Origin of the sequence: Micromonospora sp. NPDC051141 (assembly GCF_044455765.1) — a bacterium.
Classification (GTDB): Bacteria; Actinomycetota; Actinomycetes; order Mycobacteriales; family Micromonosporaceae; genus Micromonospora.
The window spans coordinates 210,965-230,465 of sequence record NZ_JBITFD010000002.1 but is presented as its reverse complement, the minus strand read 5'-3'; the positions used below and the strand labels follow the sequence as shown (position 1 = coordinate 230,465).

The following is a 19,501-nucleotide window of genomic DNA, read 5'->3' as shown; positions in this document are numbered from 1 at the left end:
ACCGGTGGCGGGGCACGTCGGGGCGCGGCGGTAATGCGTCGCGTCCCCGGCGCGGCCGGTGCGACCATGTCGACATGCGTAAGATCCCCACGCTGTTCCGCCGCGACCCCGAGGACCGCCGACGCGTCCTCGACGAGGCCAACCCCGAGTGCCGGTGGGTGCTCGACGGTGCGGGCGTCGCCACCCGCAAGTACGACGGCACCTGCGTGCTGCTCGACACCGACGGCACGTGGTGGGCCCGGCGCGAGGTGAAGCCCGGCAGGGCCCAGCCGCCCGGCTACCGGCCGGTCATGACCGACGAGACCACCGGCAAGACCGTCGGCTGGGAGCCGATCGACCGCTCGTCGTTCGCGAAGTACCACGCCGAGGCCCTGGCCGCGCACGCGGGCGAGCCCCGCCCCGGCACCTTCGAGCTGATCGGTCCCAAGATCAACGGCAACCCCGAGGGGGTACGCGGACACGCGCTCGTCGCGCACGCCGACGCCGACCGGCTGGACGTTCCGCGCGACGCGGCCGGCCTGCGCGAGTGGCTGCTGGCGCATCCCGCGTACGAGGGCGTCGTCTGGCACCACCCGGACGGCCGCCGCGCCAAACTCAAGCGCCGCGACGTCGTCTGATCGGAGGCACGCCCATGATCAGAGCGGTCTTCTTCGACGTCGGGGGGACGATCCTCGACGAGTCGCGCGAGTTCGCGGACTGGGCGGACTGGCTCGGCGTGCCCCGGCACACGTTCTCCGCCGTCCTCGGCGCGGTGATCGCCCGAGGGCAGGACTGGCAGGAGGCGTTCCGGACCTTCCGGCCCGACTTCGACCTGGCGACCGAGTTGGCGCGTCGGGCCGCCGCCGGCCGGCCGGAGTCGTTCGACGAGGAGGATCTCTACCCGGACGCGCGGGCGTGCCTGACCGCGCTGAAGGATCAGGGACTGCGCGTCGGCCTGGCCGGCAACCAGCCGGCGCACGCCGAGGCGAGCCTGCGCGCGCTCGACCTTCCGGTGGACGTGATCGGCACGTCGTACGGCTGGGGCGCGGCGAAGCCGGCGCCGGCGTTCTTCGCGCGGCTCGTCCGCGAGGCCGGCCATGACCCGTCGTCCATCCTGTACGTCGGCGACCGGCCCGACAACGACGCGGGCGCGGCCATGGCGGCGGGCATGCCGGCGTGCCTGATCCGACGCGGCCCGTGGGGTCATATCCTCGACCTGCCGGCAGTGGCGCAGCACTGCCTGTTCCGGATCGGGTCGCTCGACGAACTGCCGGGCCTGGTCGCGGCACACAACGCCGAGTGTCGGTCCGCCGTCCTACCCTCGGGGACATGACGATTCAGCGCATGGACAACGTCGGCATCGTCGTCGACGACCTCGACGCCGCCGTCGCGTTCTTCACCGCACTCGGCATGGAGCTGGAAGGCCGGATGCCGATCGAGGGAAGCTGGGCGGGGAAGGTCGTCGGGCTCGCCGACATGCGCAGCGAGATCGCGATGATGCGGATCCCGGACGCGCCGGGCCGGCTGGAGCTGGCGACGTACCACTCGCCGCGGGCGATCGTGCCCGAGCCGAGCGTCGCCCCGGCCAACACGCGGGGCCTGCACCGCGTCATGTTCGCCGTCGACGACATCGAGGACACGCTCGCCCGGCTCCGCCCGCACGGCGCGGAACTCGTCGGCGAGGTGACGCGCTTCGAGGACAGCTTCCTGCTCTGCTACCTGCGCGGGCCGAGCGGCATCATCGTCGCGCTGGCCGAGCACCTGACCTGAGTCGTTCACGCTCTCAGGTCGACAGGGCGCCGAGGGCTGATCAGTCGCCGGCCAGCTCCGGCCGGTGCTCTTTGATCCACTTCTGGACGTCGGACCTCAGCCAGACCTTGCCCTGCACGAGGTCGGCCACCGGCTCCGGGAAGTTCCGGTGACTGGTGATGACGTAGACACGTTGCTTGCTGATCCCGCCAAGCATCACGCGAATCTCCGCTGCGCCCACCAGCTCCATGTTCCGGACGCTAGACAGTTGTCTCGGCTCCTTGACCCGGGTCAACGACTCGGTCACCGTAAGGGGTATGTCGACGCCAACCGGGTCCCCCGTGCCGAATCGCCAACGCCGAGCGATCAGACCTCACCTGCCGAGTCGTCCGCTGTGGCTGTGCCGCGTCTGCGCCGCGCCGAGGCCCTGCCAGCCGGCGCGGCTCCTGCTGCTGATGGAGTACCGGCGCGACCGGGTGTCCCTGTCGATCTACATGGCCGGTTGCCTGTTCGACGCCACGGCGGATCTGCTGGCGCTGACCCCGAACCCGGGCCCGGATCCCGCGGCGCTGTTCGACCGGTTCCTCGCGTGGACCGCTCGCGAACCACGAACGCCCGCCGCGCCGCAGCCGCCGCAGACCTAATCCGCCAGGGCCAGGTCGGCGACCTCGGCCGCGCAGCCCCAGGACAGCGTCACCCCGGCCCCACCGTGCCCGTACGCGTGCACCAGCCGCCCACTGCCGGGATCCCGCTCGACCCGGGGCCCGCCGTGCCGGACCGGTCGCAGCCCGATCCGCTCCCCCAGCACCGGCGCGTCCGCCAACCGTGGCACCAGCGCGACGCAGCGACGCCGGATCGCCGCCGCCGTCTCCGGGTCCGGCCGGGTGTGCCCCACCCCGGGCTGGTAGGTGCCGCCGAGCACCACGTCGTGCCGGCGCGGATGCACGTACGTGACGCCCGCCGGGTCGTCCTCGTCGCGTACCGAGACGGTCAGGCCGGGGTTCGCCACCAGCACGATGTGCCCGCGCGCCGGGTGCACGGCCGGGTCGGCGGCGAGCCGGCCGGCGGCCAGGCCGGTCGCGTTGACCACGGTCGGCGCGACCTCGTACGCCTCGGCGAGCGTGTCGAGCGCACGCCTGACGATCCGGCCGCCACCGGCCGCCACCTGCTGGTGCAGCCAGGTCAGGTAGCGGTTCATCTCCACCGTCGGCGCGGTGAACCGCAGCAGCGCGGTGTACGGCGGCCGGGCCGGCTCGACCACCAGGTCACCGCAGGCGTCGGCCCACCAGGGCGGCCCGGCGTACGGGCGGCGCAACCACATCCGGGTCGGCCGGTCCACCACCCCGGGCACCCCGTCGGCAGCCTGGCGGCGCAGCTCGGCGTGGGTGTCCCGGGCCCACCGCAGCACCCGCGGATCCGCCTCCGTGTGGCTCGGGTACCAGACCGCCGCGGCCACCGTGGACACCGTGTCCGCCGGGTCGTCGGCGGTCAGCACGGTGACCCGCGCGCCGCGCCGCTGAAGCGTGACCGCCGCGGTCATCCCGATCACCCCGCCGCCGACCACCACCACGTCCGCTGTCGTCATGATCCGCTCCCCTCGCCCCGTACCGTCGATGTGTTGCCGATGGTGGCCGCCGGGAGACGGTGCCGTCCAAGACGGATCGGACCGGCGGCGATAAGCGGCGCTTATGATGGGTGGCATGGTCGAGGCCCTCGGCGCCTGGTCGGACCTGCGCCGGCTGCGCTCGTTCGTGGTGCTCGCCGACGAGCTGCACTTCACCCGCGCGGCGGCCCGGCTGCGCATCGCTCAGCCCGCGCTCAGCCAGCAGATCCGCGCCCTGGAACGGCAGCTCGGCGTGCCGCTGGTGCACCGCACCAGCCGGGGCTGCACGCTGACCGAGGTCGGCGCCCGGGTCGCCGACGAGGCCGCCCGGCTGCTCGCCGAGGTGGACGCCGCCACCGCCCGCATCCGCGACCTGGCGCGCGGCCGGGGTGGTCGGCTGCGGTTGGCGTACACCCGGTCGGCGCGCGGCGGCCGGGTCGACACGCTGATCGCCCGGTTCCGGGCCGCCCACCCCGGCGTCGAGGTGGTGTCCGAGACGGCGTGGACCGCGCCGAACGTGGCCGGCCTGCTCGCCGGCCGGCTGGACGCGGCGTTCGTCCGACCGCCGGTGGACGAGCCCGCGCTGGCCTGCCGCACGGTCGACACCGAGGAGTTGCTGCTGGCGTTGCCGGCGGGCCACCCGCTGGCCGCCGGCCGCCGCCGGATCGGCCGGGCCGAGGTGGTCGACCTGCCGGCGGTGATGTGGCCACGGGAGAACGGGCCCGGCATGTTCGACCGGACCATCGCCCAGGTGTGGCCGCGCGGCGGCTTCCGGTTGGTCCGGCACGAACCGGACGACGAGCAGTTGCTGCGTGCGGTGGCGGAGGGCGACGTGGTCGCGGCCGTGCCGGCCGGTCGGGCGCGGGCGTTGCGGCTGCCCGGCGTACGGCTGCGCCGGTTCGCCGCCCCGACGCCCACCGTGGACGTCGGGTTGGCCTGGCCGGTGGAGAGCACCAACCCGGCGTTGCACGCGCTGCTGGCGCTGCTCGACTGAACCGGACCGCCGCGCTCACCGGGACGGGGCACCGATGGTCACCACCCGCGCCCAGTCCGGCACGTGATCCGGCTGACCGCCCAGCGGTTACCCCGGACCGGCCATCGGCGCGGGCGTCGCGGGCGTGCTGCGGCCGGCTCCGGCGAGGCCGACGACGAGCAGCAGGTACGCGGTCAGCTCGACCAGCACGGCGAGCGCCGGCACCGGTTGCGGTAGCGCCGCCGTGGGCGTGACGGCGTACAGCACCTCGGACCCGGTGAACGTCGGGACGGGCAGCCGCACCGCGTCGATGCTGGTGTCGATCAGTGGCCACGCCACCAGCGACAACAGGACCGCGCCGGCCGCGGCGAGCCGGCGACCCCGGCCGACCAGCAGCACGGCGAGCGCCAGCGCGGTCAGCGCGAGGGCGAGGGCCGGAAGGACCGCCAGGATCAGCGCGCCCACCGCGTCCGCCACGTCCGGACCACCCGGCCGCGACCGCTGCTCGGCCAGCAGGTCCCGCCGGAGGTCGACGACCCGGATCAGCGCGTATCCGAGGAGCGGCACCGCCACCAGCGCGGCGGCCACCACCGGGCCACGCGTGACGCGGGCGCGCCACCCGACCAGCAGCAGCACGGTCGCGGCCAGCGCCGCCCCGCAGGCGGTGAGACCCGCCGCGAAGCCGGCCGTGACGTCGACGTGCTCGATCCGGCCGTACACCGTCCAGCCGAACTCCTGGGCGCCGGGCGCCGCCGGCATGGTGCGGACCGCGTCCGCCAGCAGCACCGCCAGCGCCGCCGGCACCGACCAGCGCGGCGCCGGCAGCCCACGGACCACCGCGTACGCGAGGAGCAACGCCAGGCTCAGCACCTCGGCGCCCCGCCACACCGGGTGCGCCGCCAGGACGCCGACGGCGTGCAGCACGGCGGATGCCGCCGCACCGGTCAGGAGCAACGGGCCGCGGCGCACGCCGCGGATCTTGCCACGGCGTGCGGGCCCGCCGCTGCCCCGCGCGTCAGCTCCCGGTGGCCAACTGCTCCTTCGCGTCGTCGTAACCGGCCTGGCCCGGCGCGTCGGCCGGCGCGTAGATGACCCGGATGACGCCCGTCGGGTACGCCTCCGTCGCGGTCACCCGCAGGTGGTACGGCCGGTCGCCCTCGTCGAACAGCTTGCGTCCCTTGCGGGCCGCCACCGGGTGCACCAGCAGCCGCAGCTCGTCGACCAGCCCGGCGGCGAGCAACTGCTGCACCACCGAGATCGAACCGGGGATGAGGATGCCCTTGATGCCGGCGTCGGCCTTGAGCGCCGCCACCGCGTCGACCAGGTCGCCCTGGACCAGCTCGGAGTTGCGCCAGGAGAACTCCAGCGGCTGGCGGGAGACGACCACCTTGCGCATGTCGCCGAGCTGCTTGGCGAACGGCGCGTCGTCGCCGCCTCCGGCCTCCCGGCCCGGCCACGCGCCGGCGAAGCTGTCGTAGGTCTCACGGCCGATCAGCAGGACGTCGGAGGTGCCGTAGTCCTCGGTGACGGCGCGGCCCATGTTGTCGTCGAAGTAGGGGAAGTGCCAGTCCGGGTCGATCTCGGCGACGCCGTCGGCCGAGATGAACAACGTGGAGACGACCTTCGCCATCGTGGTGCTCCTTCATGTTCCGAGTGATGTCGACGGGTGGACCGCCGTCGCATGCCAAACTCATCGGCTCGTCGGCGGGTCACGCCTCAGAACGTGAGGGTTCGGCGGCGCCTCGCCTCGTTCCCGAGGCGATCAGGAATCGAGAAGCGGGTGGCCAGCGGCGGTCGTAGCGTCTCTGCTGAGCGGGGCGGCGTCACGTCGACCGCCGGGGAACGAGGGGGAACCGAGATGAGCGAGGGCTTCAGCGCCGAGGAACGCGCCGCGATGAAGGAGCGCGCGGCCGAGCTGCGCGCCGAGGGGAAGAAGGGCGGGAAGAAGGCCGACGAGTTGCAGGCGGTCCTCGACCGGATCGCGCAGATGGCGCCGGCCGACCGCGAGCTGGCCGAGCGCGTGCACGTGACGATCACCGCCGCCGCTCCCGAGCTGTCGCCGAAGACCTGGTACGGCATGCCCGCGTACGCGAACGCGGCCGGCAAGATTGTGGTCTTCTTCCAGGATTCGGGGAAGTTCAACTACCGCTACTCGACGGTGGGCTTCCAGGACACGGCCAACCTCGACGACGGCGACATGTGGCCGGCGTCGTTCGCGCTGCTGCGGTGGAGCCCGATGGTGGAGAAGCGGCTCACCGAGCTGGTGCGGACCGCGGTCTCCTGACGGGCCTTCCGGCTGCCCCGGTCCTGGCGGTCGGCCCGTCCCGGCGGGGCGCCGATGCGGGCCGGCTCACCGTTGCCAGGAGTCGAGTCCGCGGACGGCGGCGCGGGCGACGTCGTCGGCGAGGTCGGGGTTGTTGCTGCTGCCCTCCCAGCCCTGGTCGTGCACGACGGTCACCGCGTCGGCGAACTTCACCACCGTGATCTGGCTGGTGGTGGTGCCCTCGGCCGGGCTTCCGTCGAGGCTCGTCGCCGGCCGGGTCAGCGTCACCAGCAGCGCGTCGTCGCCGGTGCTCGCCAGCGGCTGCGACCGGACGGTGACAGTGGCGCCCCGCTCCGGGAAGGAGCGGCAGCGTGCCAGCGCCTCCCGGACCCGGCGCAGGTAGTCGCCGGCGCCGGTGCCGGTGAAGGCGAAGACGGTCTGGTGCAGGGTGCCGTAGGGGACGTTCTCCGGTGGGTCCCCGGGCGTCCGGTAGGTGCTCATCATCGCGGCGCTCGCGGTCACCGATCGGCCTCCGGTGGCGAACTCCTCGGCGCACAGCTTCGGCAGCGCGTCGGCGACCTCCATCGGCTGGGGGGCGCCCTTGCGCAGCTCCGCGGGCAGGTCGACGAACGCGGACCTCGGGATGGTCACGGTCGTGGCGGTCGACGCCGACGCCGACGGCGCGGCGGCGGACGTGGGGACCGTCGACGGTGCGGGGGGCGCGCCCCGGTCCGGGTCGGTCCCGCCGTCGGCGCAGGCGCCGGCCAGCAGTGCGGTGGCCAGCACCGACCGGCCCCACAGTCGCCGCCGGTCAGGTCGGCTCGGTCTGTTCACATCGACCTCCCTTCTCCCGGCGTGCCCACTCCCGATCCCACCGAAACGCCGAAGCCGAATGCAAACCTATGCTTGCGCAAACGTAGGTTTGAACTAGGGTGGGGACATGTCCGACCTCGATCTGGCGTTCGCCGCGCTCGGCGACCCCGTCCGCCGCGCCCTGGTGACCCGCCTCGCCCACGGTGACGCCACGGTGGGCGAGCTGACCGAGCCGTTCGACCTGACCCCGCAGGCGATCTCCCACCACGTGGGCGTGCTGCGCCGCTGCGGCCTGGTCGAGCAACGCCGCGAGGGCACCCGACGACCCTGCCGGCTCCGGGCCGACCAGCTCGCACTGGTCGGAGCCTGGATCGACGAGCAGCGCCGGGCCTGGGACGACCGGCTCGACGCGCTCGACCGTCACCTCGACGACGAGGCGGGGGCACGGTGACCGCCCGCGCCGAGCGGCACGGTGACGAACTGGTCGCCCGTCGACACCTCCGTGCCGGGGCGACCCGGGTCTGGGCCGCCTTCACCACGCCGGCGGGCCTCGCGGCGTTCTGGGGCGGCTCGCACGCCGAGGTGCCACCCGGGTCGGTGACCGTGGACGCGCGGCCCGGCGGCGAGTTCGCGCTCGACACCCGCGCCCCGGACGGCGCGACCCGCCGGCTCCGCTTCGTCTACGTGCGCCTCGACCCGCCACGCGAACTCGTCTTCGACGAACCGGTGACCGGCCTGCGCACGACCGTGACGCTCCGGCCCGTCGGCGACGGCACCGAGCTGACCGTCCACCAGCGCCGGCTCCCGCCGGAGCTGCGGACCACCCGGGCCGCGGACGGGCTCGCCTCGATCCTCGACGCGCTCGCCGCCCACCTTTCCACCGAAGGAGCCGACAGTGCCGCAGCTCAGCCAGCGTGACCTGGTCGACGAATACTTCGCCGGCTTCCGGGCCGGCGACCACCCGCGCATCCTGGCGACGCTCACCGACGACGTGGAATGGGTCATCCACGGTCACCGCACCACCCGCGGCCGGGCGGAGTTCGACAGCGAGATCGAGAATCCGGCGTTCGCCGGCAGCCCGCAGCTCGACGTCGAACGGGTGCACGAGGACGGCCCCGTCGTCGTGGTGACCGGCGAGGGCCGCGGGGTCAGCGTCGCGCACGGGCCGTTCCGCTTCGCCTTCAACGACCTGTTCACGTTCCGCGGCGGGCTCATCGCCCGCGTCGACTCCTACGTGGTCCCGCTGCCCTGACGCCGGCTACCGGGCCGCCGGGTCCGGCCCGTCGGGCCGGGCGGCGACCGCGTCGCGGGCGGGGTAGCCCAACACCTCGGCCAGGTCGCCGGCGGCTGCGAGGTAGGCGGCGTAGATGTCGTCGTCGAAGTGGTTGCGCCAGTCGCCGGCCGCGCCCTTGCGGTAGTGGGAGATCCGGCCCGGCGTCTCCTTGTCCTTCTTCATCTTCGTGAAGCTGTAGCGGGCCAGCAGCGCGGTCAGGTCGGACGGCGGCAGTGTGATGCCGCAGTGCCGCATCAGCCGGTCCACCTCCTCGGCCTGCCGGTCGCCGGTCAGGTCCTCGTAGCGGAACAGGCGGAACGTCTCCGCGGGCGGGGCCACCGCCCACGAGCGCATCTGCCCGAACTGCTTCTTGTCGCGGAGGCGGTCGATGACGTAGAGCATCCCCTCCTTCTTCGACTTCTCCTGGAGGGCCTTGCGGGCCTGCGGGATGTCGCCCATCGGGGCGTGCGAGTTCCGCAGCGAGAAGTAGCTCGACACCACCACGTCGCGCGGGTCGCGGATCACGAAGAAGGCGCGGTACGTGCCGGCCTTCGGCACCGCCTCGAACCGGCGGTGGGAGAGGAAGATCGCGAGACCGACCCGGCCGCGCGGGACGGGCGCGGTCGCGCCGCCGGAGTAGAAACGCGGGTCGTACGGCAGCAGCCCGGAATGCCGGTAGACGGCCGGATCGCTGAACAACGCCTTGATCCACTGGCTGCCCGTCTTGCGGACGGTGCAGTGGAAGATGTTGTCGAATTCGCTGCGGGAAACGACCGGCACGGTGAGCCGCATCCGCGTGTTGCGCGTTTCCATCTGCGCCCGCCGGGCCGCGACGCGCATGGAGTTCGGCGTATTGTGCTTGGCGAATTCGACGGCGCGATTGATCATTCTTCCAAACCTATCCGCGCCCCGCGGAGCAGGGCACACCGACACTTACGCGCACGTCGCACAGCCGGAATCGCAGACTCCATCCGCTCGCCCCGCGCCCCGATGCGCCGCTAGGAATATCCCCGACGGTCCCATTAATGTCAATCGGACCAGACCTGAGAGAACGCTGAAAATCCGCAATTTACATAGGAATTGCAGGAATGGTGACGCGCGGGATTGCCGGTCCGTCGGCGTCGGGCCGGCGCCCGGGGCGGGCCACCCACCGGCACAATGTGCGTCGTGCTCCCCGCCACCCGCGCGCTGCTGACGTCGCTCGACCCACTCCCCCACCGGGCCCGGATGCGCCACCTCGCCGACTGGGCACGCACCGCGCCCGACCGGGCCCGGGTCTGCGCCGACCTCCGCGGCGGGGACGCCTACGCCCGGCGGCTCGCGTTGGTCGCCGCGATGGTGGTCCGGGACGACGCCGCCGTCGCCGCCGCGACCCACGACCCGCTGCCCTCGATCCGGGCCACCGCGCTCGCCGTGGCGCTGCGCGCCGGCACGCCGCCCGGCGACCTCGCCGACCGGCCCGCTGTCGACCGGCGGCGGGTCTACCGCACCCTGCGCCGCCGGCCCGTGCCGGCCGTCGCCGACGCGCTAATCACCGAGGTACGCGACCGGTTCGGCGACGAGGAGGCCGCCGCGGTGCTGCCGGCCTGCGGCACCGACACGGTACGGGCGTTGCTGCCCGACCTGGAACACGCGCTCGCCCCGGAGCGGCTGGTCCGCCGGCACGCCGGCACGCTGCTGGCCCGCACCCGCGAGCGGCTGGCCGCGGCCCCGCCCGAGCAACGCGCCCGGATCTGGGGCGAGGTCGCCGGCGCGGTGCTGCGATGCGACCCGGCGGAAGCGCTCGACCTGCTCGAACGGTACGCGCCCGAGCGGTCGCTGCCCGGCCCGCCGGTCGCGTACGGGCGGCTCGCCGCCCACGACGCGGCCCGCGTCGTACGCCTGTTCACCGCGCCGGGGCGCGCGGCCTGGGCGGCCCGGACCGCGCCGACGCCGGCGCTGCGACGCCGCCTCGCGACGCTGCCCACCGACGAGCTGGCGCCGCTCGCCGCCCGGCTCCGGGACCACGGCCGCGGTCTCGCGGCGCTGCTCGACGCCGTCGCGCCGGGCCGGCGCGGCGAGCTGTACGACCGGGCGCTGGCCGGCGCCGACAGCACGCGGCTGGTGCCGGCCGCCGAGGTGATGGACGTGCTGCCGGCGACGGTCCGGGTCCGGGAGGCGACCCGGGTGCTCGGCCTGCCCCGGATCCGGGAACGGGAGGCCGACGTCCGCGCGTGGAGCGCCTACCTGCCCTGGCCGGAGGCGTCCGCCGCGCTGGACGGCGCGGTGCGCTCCGGTGACGCGGACGACCGGGCCACCGGCTGGGCGCTGCTGGTGGCCGCCGCCCGCCGCTCCCGCGACCCGCGGGTGGTGGCCGAGCTGGTCGCCCGGCTCGCCCGGCTGCGCAACGAGCAGGACCCGGTACGCGCCTCCGCGCTCACCGCGTTGTCCCGGGTCGCGCCGCTGCTCACCGCCGACACGGCCGGCGGGCTGACGCGGGTGACCACCGACGCGGTCGACGCGCGGGACGCCTCGGCCGCCACCACGTCGGCGCTGAGCCACCTCGCCGCCGACGTGCTGGCGCACCACGTCGACGTGGCGCCGCTGCGCGGCTGGGCGCTGCTCACCATCGACCGGGTGAGCAGCGGCGCGACCGTGCCGATGCTGCGCCGCTTCGACCAGGTGCTGCGGCGCGGGCAGGAGGCGATGGTCTTCGAGCGGCTGCGCGGCTGGGTCGAGGCCGGCATGACCCGTGGCCACCACGCCCCGCTCTTCGCGCTCACGTACGCGCTGGGCAAGCGGGCCTGGCGGCTGCCCGCGCTCCAGGGGCTGCTGCGCCGGGCGCTCGCCCGGGACACGCCGCCCTCAGTGGCGCGGACGGCGATCGCGCTGTGGCTCGCCGACCCGGGAACCCGCGCCGAGCGGGTGGCCGAGGTGCTCGACGTCGACGCGTCGGCGGTGACGCTGCACGAGGTGTGGGAGGCGGTCGGACGCGTCCGCACCGACCTGCTCGACCGGGCGTTGGGCCGCCGCCGCCCGCGCGGCCGGTTCGTCATGGCCGGCACGCGCTGGGTACCCGGCCACGCGCCGGGCGCCACGCGCTGGTTGCCCCGACAGCAGGCCCGCTTCGTGGAGCTTCAGGAGCTGGTCGTCGCCGACCCCGGCCACGTGGTGTGGCAGCGCGCGGCGGCCATCCGGGCCGCCGCCGGCCTCGGTGACGCCGGGCGGGCGCTGGTCCGGCGTCACCTCGACGCGCCCGAGGTGCCGGTCGCCGAGGCGGCGCTGGGCGCGCTGGTCCGGACCGACCGCCCGGACGAGGCGCTGCCGGTGCTGCTCCGGTACGCCGACGGCGACCGGGCCCGGGTCGCGCTGTACGCGGCGGCCCGCGCCGCCCGGCACGTCCCGCCGTCCCGGCTGGTCGACCTGCTCGGCGCGCTGCTGCGGACCGGGCCCGCGAAGATCACCAGCCGGAAGGAGGCCGCCCGGCTGCTGGCCCGCTACGGGCCGCCCACGGCGATGGCGACGCTGCGCGACGCGTACCTCGATGCGGCAACGCACCGGGACCTGCGGGCGGCGATCGTCTCCGCCGCCCGGCAGCGACTGACTCCGGAGGCGAGCTGGACCGTCCTGCGGGCCGCGGTCGACGGCAGCCGCGAGGAACGACGCGCGGTCCTCGGCGCGTACCCGTACTGGATTCCGGAACGCCACCGGCCCCGCTACGCCGCGCTCGTCGTCGAGGCGTGCCGCGCCCCCGACCGGGAGGTCCGGCGCGCCGCGTTCGGTCGGCTCGGAGAGTGGGCGCCCTGGTTGGCCGACGTCACCGACCTGGTCGTCGACCGGCTCACCGACCTGGACGAGACGCTTGCCGACGTGGCGGTGGCCGACCTGCTGCGGGCCGGCGGCGACGAGGTGCTCGGCATCGCGCTGGCGCGGCTGGTCGACCGGGACGCCGCCGACGACCGGCCCGGCGACCCGGCCGCCGACCGACCCGCCCGGCGACGCGTCGACGTGCTCGCCCGGGGCGCTGCCGTGCGGGTCGCGCACCGGCCGGCCGACGCCGACCGGTCCGCGCTGGTCGACGCCGCCCGGTGGCTCGCCGGCCGGCCCGGTTTCGTCGGCACGGCTGCCGGCCTGCTGGTCGACCTCGGCCGGCTGGACAACCTGGACGAGGTCGCGGCGCTCTGCGCGGGCCGGCCCGTCCTCGCGGTACGCGCCGCCGGACGGGTCGGCGCGCGGCTGCGCGCCCTCCCGGACTGGCCGGACCTGACCGGGCTCGACGACGTGGTGGCGCGGCTGGCCGGCCGGGGCGACCTGGCCGGCGGCCTGTTCGCGGTGGCGCTGGTCCGGCACGGGGCGGTCTCCGGGTGGCCGGAGCCGTGGCGGGGCCTGCTGACCGGGCTGCGCCGGCACCCGGACGCCGACGTGCGCGAGGAGGCGTACGGCGTCGAGATGAGCTGACCGTCGCGCGCACCGCCGACGCTCCCCGCCCCACCCGGGTCGGTGGGTTCAGACCAGCCCGTCGAAGGCCCGCCGGACCCACAGGTCGTAGTCGTTCCTGATCTCCGACTCCATGGCCGCGCGGAAGATCGTCTGATATCCGCTCGCCTTCTCGACCGCCCGTCGCTGGCCGGCCGCGATCGCCTCCTGCGCGGTCTGGCGGATCTCCGCGCAGAGTTCCGCGCGCCCGTCGGCGGAGTTTCTCGGGTGTTGACGCGTGTAGGTGATCGCCAACTGGTCCAACTGCGACTGAAGCTCGGTGCGGTACTTCGACCCACCCAGACCGAACGGCATCGGGTTCCCCTCCCGGCTGGCCGAGCCGGCGCGGAACGGCCCGGCCGGCGTCGACGACGATGTGAGCCGAGTCTGCCGTGGCGGGCCCGTGCCGCCCCGCCCCTGAACGGTCGGCATCACTGTCGAGATGCCGACGGTTCCGTGCCCGGTCGGTCCACTTCGGTGCCACGCCTACTGTCCGCCGCGCGGACGGAGGCCCGGCGCGACGGGGCCCAGCCCCGCCGGTGCAGCCGTTCGACGCCGTCCAGCAGCAGGTCCAGTGCGAACTCGAACTCGAACTGGTCGTCGCAGCCCGAGCCGACCACCGATCCGTCCTCGTGCGACGCCGCCCGGGCGACCTCCGCGAGGTGCGGGAACCGCGCGGCGGCCTCCGGCGGGAACGCGGCCGGCGGCTCGGGCCCGGACGTGCCGGACCGGCCGGCGCGCCGGGAGGCGTCGAACAGTTCCTGGCTGAAGCCGAGGATCCGGCTGCCCATCGCGTGCATCACGTGGTGCGCCAGGTCGACGGAGAACCCGCCGGCCCGGAACGCCCCGACCATGGAGTCGAGGTAGGCCAGCACGCCGGGCGTCGCGGTGTCGCGCGTCTCGATCGCCAGCGACGCCCAGGGGTGGCGGCGGAGCATCTGTCGCGCGGAGAGCACGCGTCGGCGGACCGTGTGTTTCCAGTCGCCGTCGGCGGCCGGCGGGTCGATCTCGGCGACGACCGCGTCGATCATGCCGTCGAGCAGCTCGTCCTTGTTGGCCACGTGCTTGTAGAGGGCCATCGGCACGACGCCCAACTCCTGGGCGAGGTTTCGCATGCTGAGAGCGGCGATGCCGGCCTCGTCTGCGAGCGCGACGGCGGTCCGCAGGATCCGTGCCCTGCTCAGTGGCGCCCGGCGCGCCACGTCGGCCTGCTCAGCCATCTCGTCCTCGCTCCCGGCGGCGGTGGTTGAACCCTAACCGTCTTGACAGGTGTACGCCGTACACCGACGATGGGTGTACGGCGTACACCAAGGAGGCACGATGAAGGCGATCGTCCAGGACCGGTACGGCCCGCCGGAGACCCTCACGCTGGCGGACGTTCCGGTGCCGCAACCCACCGCCGACCAGGTGCGCGTGCGGGTCGAGGCCGCCGCGCTCAACGCGTACGACTGGCACGCCACGCGCGGCGACCCGTGGCTGGCGCGACTGGCGATGGGGCGCACGCGGCCCCGGGCCCGCATCCGGGGGCGGGACTTCGCCGGTCGGGTCGAGGCCGTCGGCGCCGACGTCCGGCAGGTGCGCGTGGGCGACCCGGTCTACGGCGACCTCGGCGACGCCAACGGCGCGTTCGCGGAGTACGTGTGCGTACCCGAGGACCTGGTCGCGCCGGCGCCGGCGAACCTGACACCGCAGCAGGCGGCGGCGCTGCCGCTGGCCGGCACCACCGCGCTGCTGGGGCTGCGCGACGCCGGGCGGGTCCAACCCGGGCAGCGCGTCCTGGTCAACGGCGCCTCCGGCGGCGTCGGCACCCTGGCTGTCCAACTGGCCAAGGCGTTCGGCGCGACCGTGACCGCGGTCTGTAGCACCCGCAACGTCGACCTGGTCCGCTCGCTCGGCGCCGATCACGTGATCGACTACACCCGCGACGACTTCACCCGCGACCCGCGCCGCCACGACGTCGTGTTCGACCTGGTCGGCAACCGCTCGCTCACCGCGCTGCGGCGTGCGCTGACCCCGACCGGGACGCTTGTGCTCTCCGGCGGCGGCGTCTACCGCGGCGGCCACCTCGTCGGACCGGTCTGGCTGCTCACCCGTGGCCGGCTGGTGGCACCGTTCGTCCGGCACCGCGTCGTCGTCCTCGCCACGACACCCAGCCGGCGACACCTCGACGCGCTACGCGCCCACGCCGAAGCCGGCCACCTCACGCCGGTCGTCGACCGCACCTATCCGCTCGCGGAGGTGCCCGCCGCCATCCGCCACCTGGAAGGCGGACACGCCCGCGCGAAGGTCGTCATCACCGGCTGAGCCGCGGAATCACCGGCTGAGCCGCGGAGGAGTGCCGGACGAAGCCCGTCCGGGCCCCGACCGGCACTCCTCCGCCGTCAGCAGGACTTCTTCGCCGCGCGGCGGAACGCGTCCTCGGTGACCGCCTTCCGCTTGCCGCCGGGCTCGCCGACCAGCACCTGGTCCGCCGGCAGCGCGGCCAGCTCCGCCAGCGTGAAGCGGACCGGCACGGTGCCCTGCCCGCTGTCGAAGGCGGAGGCGGTGTACTCCGTACCGGGCTGGAACGCGGTGAGCGTCTGCCCGTCGACCGTCCAGCCCGACGGCGACTGCAACAACCGGACCTCGTCGACGGCCCCGCCGGCGCCGCGGTCGGCGTCCCACTGGGCCGGCGGGGAGACGCCCTCGGTGGAGACGCTGACCCGGTCGGCGTCGAACGTGTCGCAGCCGACGATCAGCATCGTGGGTTGCCCGTCCACCTGGCGCACCGCGGTCACCCGCTTCGCGGCCGGCGAGCACGCGGAGACGGTGGCCACGGTGGCGAGCGTCGCGAGGACGCCCGCCACCCGGATCAGCCGGGACGGCCTCAGCATCGGCTCACCAGCAGAGACCCAGCATGCACTTGGCCACCGGTTCGAGCCAGCTGGGCTGTGCCGGTTCCTTGCCATACTCCCAGTATCCGCCCTTCCAGGGATTGGCCCCGATCTCCCACGGGTTGGCGTCGCCGTCGGTCCCGGTGAGCAGGTACGACAGGGCGGTGCCGGAGAAGTAGAGCGCCAGGAAGTTCGGCGGGCTGAAGTGCTGCCACTGGTCGGAATGTCGTGCCTCGTGTTCGAGCAGGTCCGGGCCGTACGTCCCGGCGTCCACCCCGGCCCGGCGCAGCGCCTCCCGCTCGGTGGCCTCGGCGTTGACGGTCTGGAGCAGCTCACTCGACGAGTCCGGGTAGAGCAGGTAGTCGCCGATCGTCATCGGCCGCCCGTTCGGGGTCTGCACGCCGTAGCAGATCATCTGCTTCTGGCCGGCGAAGCACTGGCCGCCCCACAACCTGACGGCCGCCTGGGCCAGCAGGTTGTTGCCGAGCAGTTGGTTGCCCAGCCGGAACGGCGGGTCCCGTGGCGGGTCCTGGCCCGGCACCGGCACCTCCCAGGGGCTCTGCTCGGGGCCGCCGCGGGCCTGCTCCTCCCGCTGCAACCGCACCGCGGCGTCGAGCGCCGCCAGGGCGTCCGCCGCCGCCTCCTGCGCGCTCTTGCCGGCGGCCAGCGCCGAGGCGCGGGCCTGCTCGGCAGCCCGCTGGGCGGCATCGGCGTAGGAGGCGGCCCGGGCCGCGGCGGCGTCGGCCGTCGCGGCGGACCGCGCCGCCGCCTGGGCGTCCCGCTGCGCGGCGGCCGCCGCGTCGCGGGCCACCTGCGCCGACGCCGCGGCCTGCACCGCGGACGCCGCCGCCTGCTGCGCCGAGGTACGCGCCTGGTCGGCGTAACCGGCGGCCTGGCTGGCCGCGGTGGCGGCCTGCTCGGCGTAACGCGCCGCGTCCTGGGCCGCCTTGCGGGCGACCGCCGCCACCCGCTGCGCCTCCGCGGCGTCCCGGCGGGCGTCGGCGGCGTACCGCAGCGCCTCGGAGACCAGGCCACGGACCCGGGCGACGTGGGTGGCCGCCTCGGCGTCCCGACGCTGCGCGCGGAACTGCCCGTCGGTGAGGAAGTCCCTCAGGTACGACCGGGGGCCGGTGAGCGCGATCTGGGCCATCGACTTCACCTCCGGACCACCCGCGGTCATGATCTGGCCGACCCGGACCCGGTCGTCCAGCTCGGCCGCGGCGTACTGCCCGGTGGTGAGGAACTCGTGCCGGTCGGCGGCGGTGCCGTCCAACGCGGCCTGCCCCGCCGCCTTCATCTGGGTGCCGCCGGCGGTCATCAACTGACCGATCCTGATCCGGTCGTCGGTGTCCTTGCCCGGGTACTCCCGGGTCTCCAGGAAGGTGACCACGGTGTCGTGCGAGCCGGTCAGCGCCGTCTCCGCCGCCGTCTTGAGCGCCGGCTTGTCGGCGGTGGCGGCGATGTGCCGGACCTTCGTCCGGTCGTCCTCCTCGGCGGCGGCCTCCCGCCCGGAGGCGAGGAAGCTGCGGAGATCGGCCTCGGAGCCGGCGAGCGCCGCGCCCGCCGCCGCCCGGGTCCAGTCGCCGCCGGTGGTCATCAGACGCGCGGCGGCCCGACGCCCGCTGGACAGGACCACCTCCGACGAGGCACCCGGGGCACTGGCCTCGGCCAGCCACTGCCGGGTCTGCTCGTCCAGCCGCGCCTCCTCCGCGGCGTCCGCCGCGGCCCGGTCCAGTCGCTCCTGCTCGGCGACGCGCGCCTCAGCCGCGTCCGCCTTGCCCTCCTCGGTCTGGTCGGCCAGGCGTTCGGCGTCCGCCAGGCGGGCGTCCTCCTCCACCTGCACGGCCTGGTTGGCCGCCTCGGTCGCGGTGTTCGCGGCGGTGGTCGCGGCGGTGGCGGCGGCCGTCGCCCGGGCCGCCGCGGTGGCGGCCTCGCCGGCGTGCGCCGCGGCGTCGTCCGCGGCCACCGCGGCTGCCTCCGCGTGCTTCGCCGCGTCCAACGCCGCCTGGTACGCCTGCCGGGCGGCCTGCGCCGACTTCAGCGCGAACCGCTCGGCGGTGTTCGCGGCGCGGGTCGCCGCCGCGGCGTTGCGCTGGGCCGCCGCGGCGGCGGCCCGGGCCCGCGCGGCCTCCGCCGCCGCCACGTTGGAGTAGTTGCCGGCGGCCGCGGCGGCCGTCGCCGCGGCGGCGGCGTTGTTGCCGGCGCTGGCCGCGGCGGAGGCCGCGCCGCTGGCGGCCTGGGCCGCGTTGCCGGCGGCGAGCGAGGCGTCGGCCGCCTTGCGGGCGTTGACCGCCACCTGACGTGCCTCGGCGGCGGCCGTACGGGCCGCCGCGGCCTTTGTCGCGTCGGTGGCCGCGTTGGCGGCGGCGCCGAACGCGCGGGACGCCGCCTGCCCGGCGAGCGTGGCCGCCGAGGCGGCGCGCGCGGCGGCGTTCGACGCCAGCCGGGCGGCGTTGTTGGCCGCCCGCGCGGCGCCGACCGCGGTGCGGGCCGCGTCGGCCGCGCGGGCCGCCGCGTCCGCCGCCCGGGCGGCGGCGCTGGACGCGAGCTTGGCCGACTCGCGGGCCGCCTCGGTCTCCGCCTTGGCGCGCTCGGCGGCGGCCTTGGCCAGCCGGGCCGCCTCCACCGCCTGCGCGGACGCGTTCTTGGCGGCCTCGGTCTCCTCGGCCGCCATCTCGCCGGCCTCCTTGGCCTGGCTGACCAACTGGGTGAGCGTGCTCACCTCCTGGTCCCGGGCCCGGGCCACGTGCTGCCCCCGGACCAGGAAGTCGCGCAGGTCCCGGTCGGTGCCGGCGAGCGCCTGCTGAGCGGCCTCGCGGACGGCGGGACCACCGGCGGTCATGATCTGGCCGATCCGCACCCGGTCGTCGAGCATCCGCGCGTTGCCCAGCTCCAGGAAGAAGAACCGCTCCAGGTCCTCCGGGGTGCCGGTCAGCGCGCGTTGGGTCGCGGCCTTCACCTGGGGGCCGCCCACGGTCATCACCTGGGCGGCGCGCACCCGCAGGTCGAGGGCGAGCGGCGCCTCGTAGCCGCTCTCCAGGAACCGCTGCACGTCGGCCGGGGTGCCGGCCAACGCCGCCTCGGCCGCCTGCCTCGTGTTGGACCCGCCGATCTCCTGGTACTGCTCCACCACGGCCCGGCTGTCGTGCGCCACCGCCTCGGAGTAGCCGGTGTCGAGGAACTCGCGGAGGTCCGCGTCCGAGCCGGTCAACGCGACCTCGGCCGCCCGCGAGACGGCGGGGCCGCCGGTGCGCATCAGCTCCACGCAGCGGGCCCGGTCCGCCGGCGTCAGCGGGTCCGCCGCGCCGGCCGGTGACGCGAACGTCGTCGCTGTCACGATCATGGTGGTGGTCATGGCGATGACGGCACGTAGTGTCGTCCCGCCCGGGCGCCTTCGGCGACCTCTCACGGCCTGTTCCCCCGTTCGTCAAATGGCAACGCCGGCAAGAAGTGCCGGCGCGGCCAGGCTATGTTCGCCGGGGGCCGGATGATGTCCCGTGTGGACGAACCACCACAATCG

The 19,501-nt window shown here is 75.1% G+C and carries 21 protein-coding genes; 11 read left to right on the top strand and 10 right to left on the bottom strand.

Features of this window, described 5'->3' with window-relative positions:
• The first annotated feature begins 74 nt into the window (after positions 1-74).
• Genes ACIA6B_RS03535 through ACIA6B_RS03525 form a run of 3 tightly spaced genes read left to right on the top strand, consistent with a single transcriptional unit; the run spans position 75 to position 1,749 of the window.
• Entirely contained in the window at positions 75-617 is a 543-nt protein-coding gene (locus ACIA6B_RS03535; RefSeq protein ID WP_396770566.1) for a hypothetical protein, read from the top strand.
• A 14-nt stretch (positions 618-631) separates the two neighbouring features.
• Positions 632-1,312: an HAD family hydrolase gene (locus ACIA6B_RS03530; RefSeq protein ID WP_396770564.1), complete on the top strand. Its 681-nt coding sequence runs from the start codon at positions 632-634 to the stop codon at positions 1,310-1,312.
• Positions 1,309-1,749, top strand: a complete 441-nt coding sequence (locus tag ACIA6B_RS03525; RefSeq protein ID WP_396770562.1) for a VOC family protein — start codon at positions 1,309-1,311, stop codon at positions 1,747-1,749. Before ACIA6B_RS03530 ends, ACIA6B_RS03525 begins: the two co-directional genes overlap by 4 nt.
• Before the next feature lie 40 nt (positions 1,750-1,789).
• Here the strand turns inward: ACIA6B_RS03525 and ACIA6B_RS03520 are convergent, their stop codons facing one another.
• Positions 1,790-1,978 (bottom strand): hypothetical protein, encoded by a 189-nt coding sequence (locus tag ACIA6B_RS03520; RefSeq protein ID WP_281934846.1) that lies wholly within the window; start codon positions 1,976-1,978, stop codon positions 1,790-1,792.
• Positions 1,979-2,045: 67 nt separating this feature from the next.
• Between ACIA6B_RS03520 and ACIA6B_RS03515 the strand changes: the two genes are divergently transcribed.
• Positions 2,046-2,372 carry a hypothetical protein gene (locus tag ACIA6B_RS03515; protein ID WP_396770560.1) on the top strand — a complete coding sequence of 109 codons (327 nt, stop codon included), beginning with the start codon at positions 2,046-2,048 and terminating at the stop codon, positions 2,370-2,372.
• On the opposite strand, the gene ACIA6B_RS03510 is transcribed toward ACIA6B_RS03515, so the two are convergent.
• The gene (locus ACIA6B_RS03510; protein ID WP_396770558.1) at positions 2,369-3,430 is read right to left on the bottom strand and encodes an FAD-dependent oxidoreductase; all 1,062 of its coding nucleotides are present in this window, start codon (positions 3,428-3,430) and stop codon (positions 2,369-2,371) included. The genes ACIA6B_RS03515 and ACIA6B_RS03510 overlap by 4 nt on opposite strands.
• On the opposite strand from ACIA6B_RS03510, the gene ACIA6B_RS03505 reads away from it, so the two are divergent.
• On the top strand, positions 3,429-4,325 hold the full coding sequence (locus tag ACIA6B_RS03505) for a LysR family transcriptional regulator (protein WP_396770556.1): 897 nt from the start codon (positions 3,429-3,431) through the stop codon (positions 4,323-4,325). The genes ACIA6B_RS03510 and ACIA6B_RS03505 overlap by 2 nt on opposite strands.
• A gap of 87 nt (positions 4,326-4,412) precedes the next feature.
• Here the strand turns inward: ACIA6B_RS03505 and ACIA6B_RS03500 are convergent, their stop codons facing one another.
• Positions 4,413-5,273 carry a hypothetical protein gene (locus tag ACIA6B_RS03500; RefSeq protein WP_396770554.1) on the bottom strand — a complete coding sequence of 287 codons (861 nt, stop codon included), beginning with the start codon at positions 5,271-5,273 and terminating at the stop codon, positions 4,413-4,415.
• Positions 5,274-5,319: 46 nt separating this feature from the next.
• Positions 5,320-5,934: a dihydrofolate reductase family protein gene (locus ACIA6B_RS03495; RefSeq protein ID WP_396770552.1), complete on the bottom strand. Its 615-nt coding sequence runs from the start codon at positions 5,932-5,934 to the stop codon at positions 5,320-5,322.
• 228 nt (positions 5,935-6,162) lie between these two features.
• On the opposite strand from ACIA6B_RS03495, the gene ACIA6B_RS03490 reads away from it, so the two are divergent.
• Positions 6,163-6,588, top strand: a complete 426-nt coding sequence (locus ACIA6B_RS03490) for an iron chaperone (RefSeq protein WP_396770550.1) — start codon at positions 6,163-6,165, stop codon at positions 6,586-6,588.
• 66 nt (positions 6,589-6,654) lie between these two features.
• On the opposite strand, the gene ACIA6B_RS03485 is transcribed toward ACIA6B_RS03490, so the two are convergent.
• A complete protein-coding gene (locus ACIA6B_RS03485) occupies positions 6,655-7,401 on the bottom strand; it encodes a hypothetical protein (RefSeq protein WP_396770548.1) in 747 nt (248 codons plus the stop codon).
• Between the two features lie 106 nt (positions 7,402-7,507).
• Between ACIA6B_RS03485 and ACIA6B_RS03480 the strand changes: the two genes are divergently transcribed.
• Genes ACIA6B_RS03480 through ACIA6B_RS03470 form a run of 3 tightly spaced genes read left to right on the top strand, consistent with a single transcriptional unit; the run spans position 7,508 to position 8,632 of the window.
• Positions 7,508-7,831, top strand: coding sequence for an ArsR/SmtB family transcription factor (locus ACIA6B_RS03480; protein ID WP_396770546.1), 324 nt, complete (start codon positions 7,508-7,510; stop codon positions 7,829-7,831).
• Entirely contained in the window at positions 7,828-8,298 is a 471-nt protein-coding gene (locus ACIA6B_RS03475) for an SRPBCC domain-containing protein (protein ID WP_396770544.1), read from the top strand. The genes ACIA6B_RS03480 and ACIA6B_RS03475 overlap by 4 nt, the downstream gene beginning before the upstream one ends.
• The gene (locus ACIA6B_RS03470; RefSeq protein ID WP_396770542.1) at positions 8,276-8,632 is read left to right on the top strand and encodes a nuclear transport factor 2 family protein; all 357 of its coding nucleotides are present in this window, start codon (positions 8,276-8,278) and stop codon (positions 8,630-8,632) included. Before ACIA6B_RS03475 ends, ACIA6B_RS03470 begins: the two co-directional genes overlap by 23 nt.
• A gap of 6 nt (positions 8,633-8,638) precedes the next feature.
• Here the strand turns inward: ACIA6B_RS03470 and ACIA6B_RS03465 are convergent, their stop codons facing one another.
• A complete protein-coding gene (locus ACIA6B_RS03465; protein WP_396770540.1) occupies positions 8,639-9,541 on the bottom strand; it encodes a sulfotransferase domain-containing protein in 903 nt (300 codons plus the stop codon).
• 270 nt (positions 9,542-9,811) lie between these two features.
• On the opposite strand from ACIA6B_RS03465, the gene ACIA6B_RS03460 reads away from it, so the two are divergent.
• On the top strand, positions 9,812-13,090 hold the full coding sequence (locus ACIA6B_RS03460) for a hypothetical protein (RefSeq protein WP_396770538.1): 3,279 nt from the start codon (positions 9,812-9,814) through the stop codon (positions 13,088-13,090).
• A gap of 48 nt (positions 13,091-13,138) precedes the next feature.
• Here the strand turns inward: ACIA6B_RS03460 and ACIA6B_RS03455 are convergent, their stop codons facing one another.
• Positions 13,139-13,423 carry a hypothetical protein gene (locus ACIA6B_RS03455; RefSeq protein WP_396770536.1) on the bottom strand — a complete coding sequence of 95 codons (285 nt, stop codon included), beginning with the start codon at positions 13,421-13,423 and terminating at the stop codon, positions 13,139-13,141.
• A 116-nt stretch (positions 13,424-13,539) separates the two neighbouring features.
• Positions 13,540-14,328, bottom strand: a complete 789-nt coding sequence (locus ACIA6B_RS03450; RefSeq protein WP_396770534.1) for a TetR/AcrR family transcriptional regulator — start codon at positions 14,326-14,328, stop codon at positions 13,540-13,542.
• 100 nt (positions 14,329-14,428) lie between these two features.
• On the opposite strand from ACIA6B_RS03450, the gene ACIA6B_RS03445 reads away from it, so the two are divergent.
• Entirely contained in the window at positions 14,429-15,412 is a 984-nt protein-coding gene (locus ACIA6B_RS03445) for an NAD(P)-dependent alcohol dehydrogenase (RefSeq protein WP_396770532.1), read from the top strand.
• Positions 15,413-15,489: 77 nt separating this feature from the next.
• Here the strand turns inward: ACIA6B_RS03445 and ACIA6B_RS03440 are convergent, their stop codons facing one another.
• Together ACIA6B_RS03440 and ACIA6B_RS03435 are read right to left on the bottom strand one after the other, a co-directional pair.
• Positions 15,490-15,981: a hypothetical protein gene (locus tag ACIA6B_RS03440; protein ID WP_396770530.1), complete on the bottom strand. Its 492-nt coding sequence runs from the start codon at positions 15,979-15,981 to the stop codon at positions 15,490-15,492.
• 4 nt (positions 15,982-15,985) lie between these two features.
• Positions 15,986-19,336, bottom strand: a complete 3,351-nt coding sequence (locus tag ACIA6B_RS03435; RefSeq protein ID WP_396770528.1) for an ALF repeat-containing protein — start codon at positions 19,334-19,336, stop codon at positions 15,986-15,988.
• Positions 19,337-19,501 lie beyond the last annotated feature (165 nt).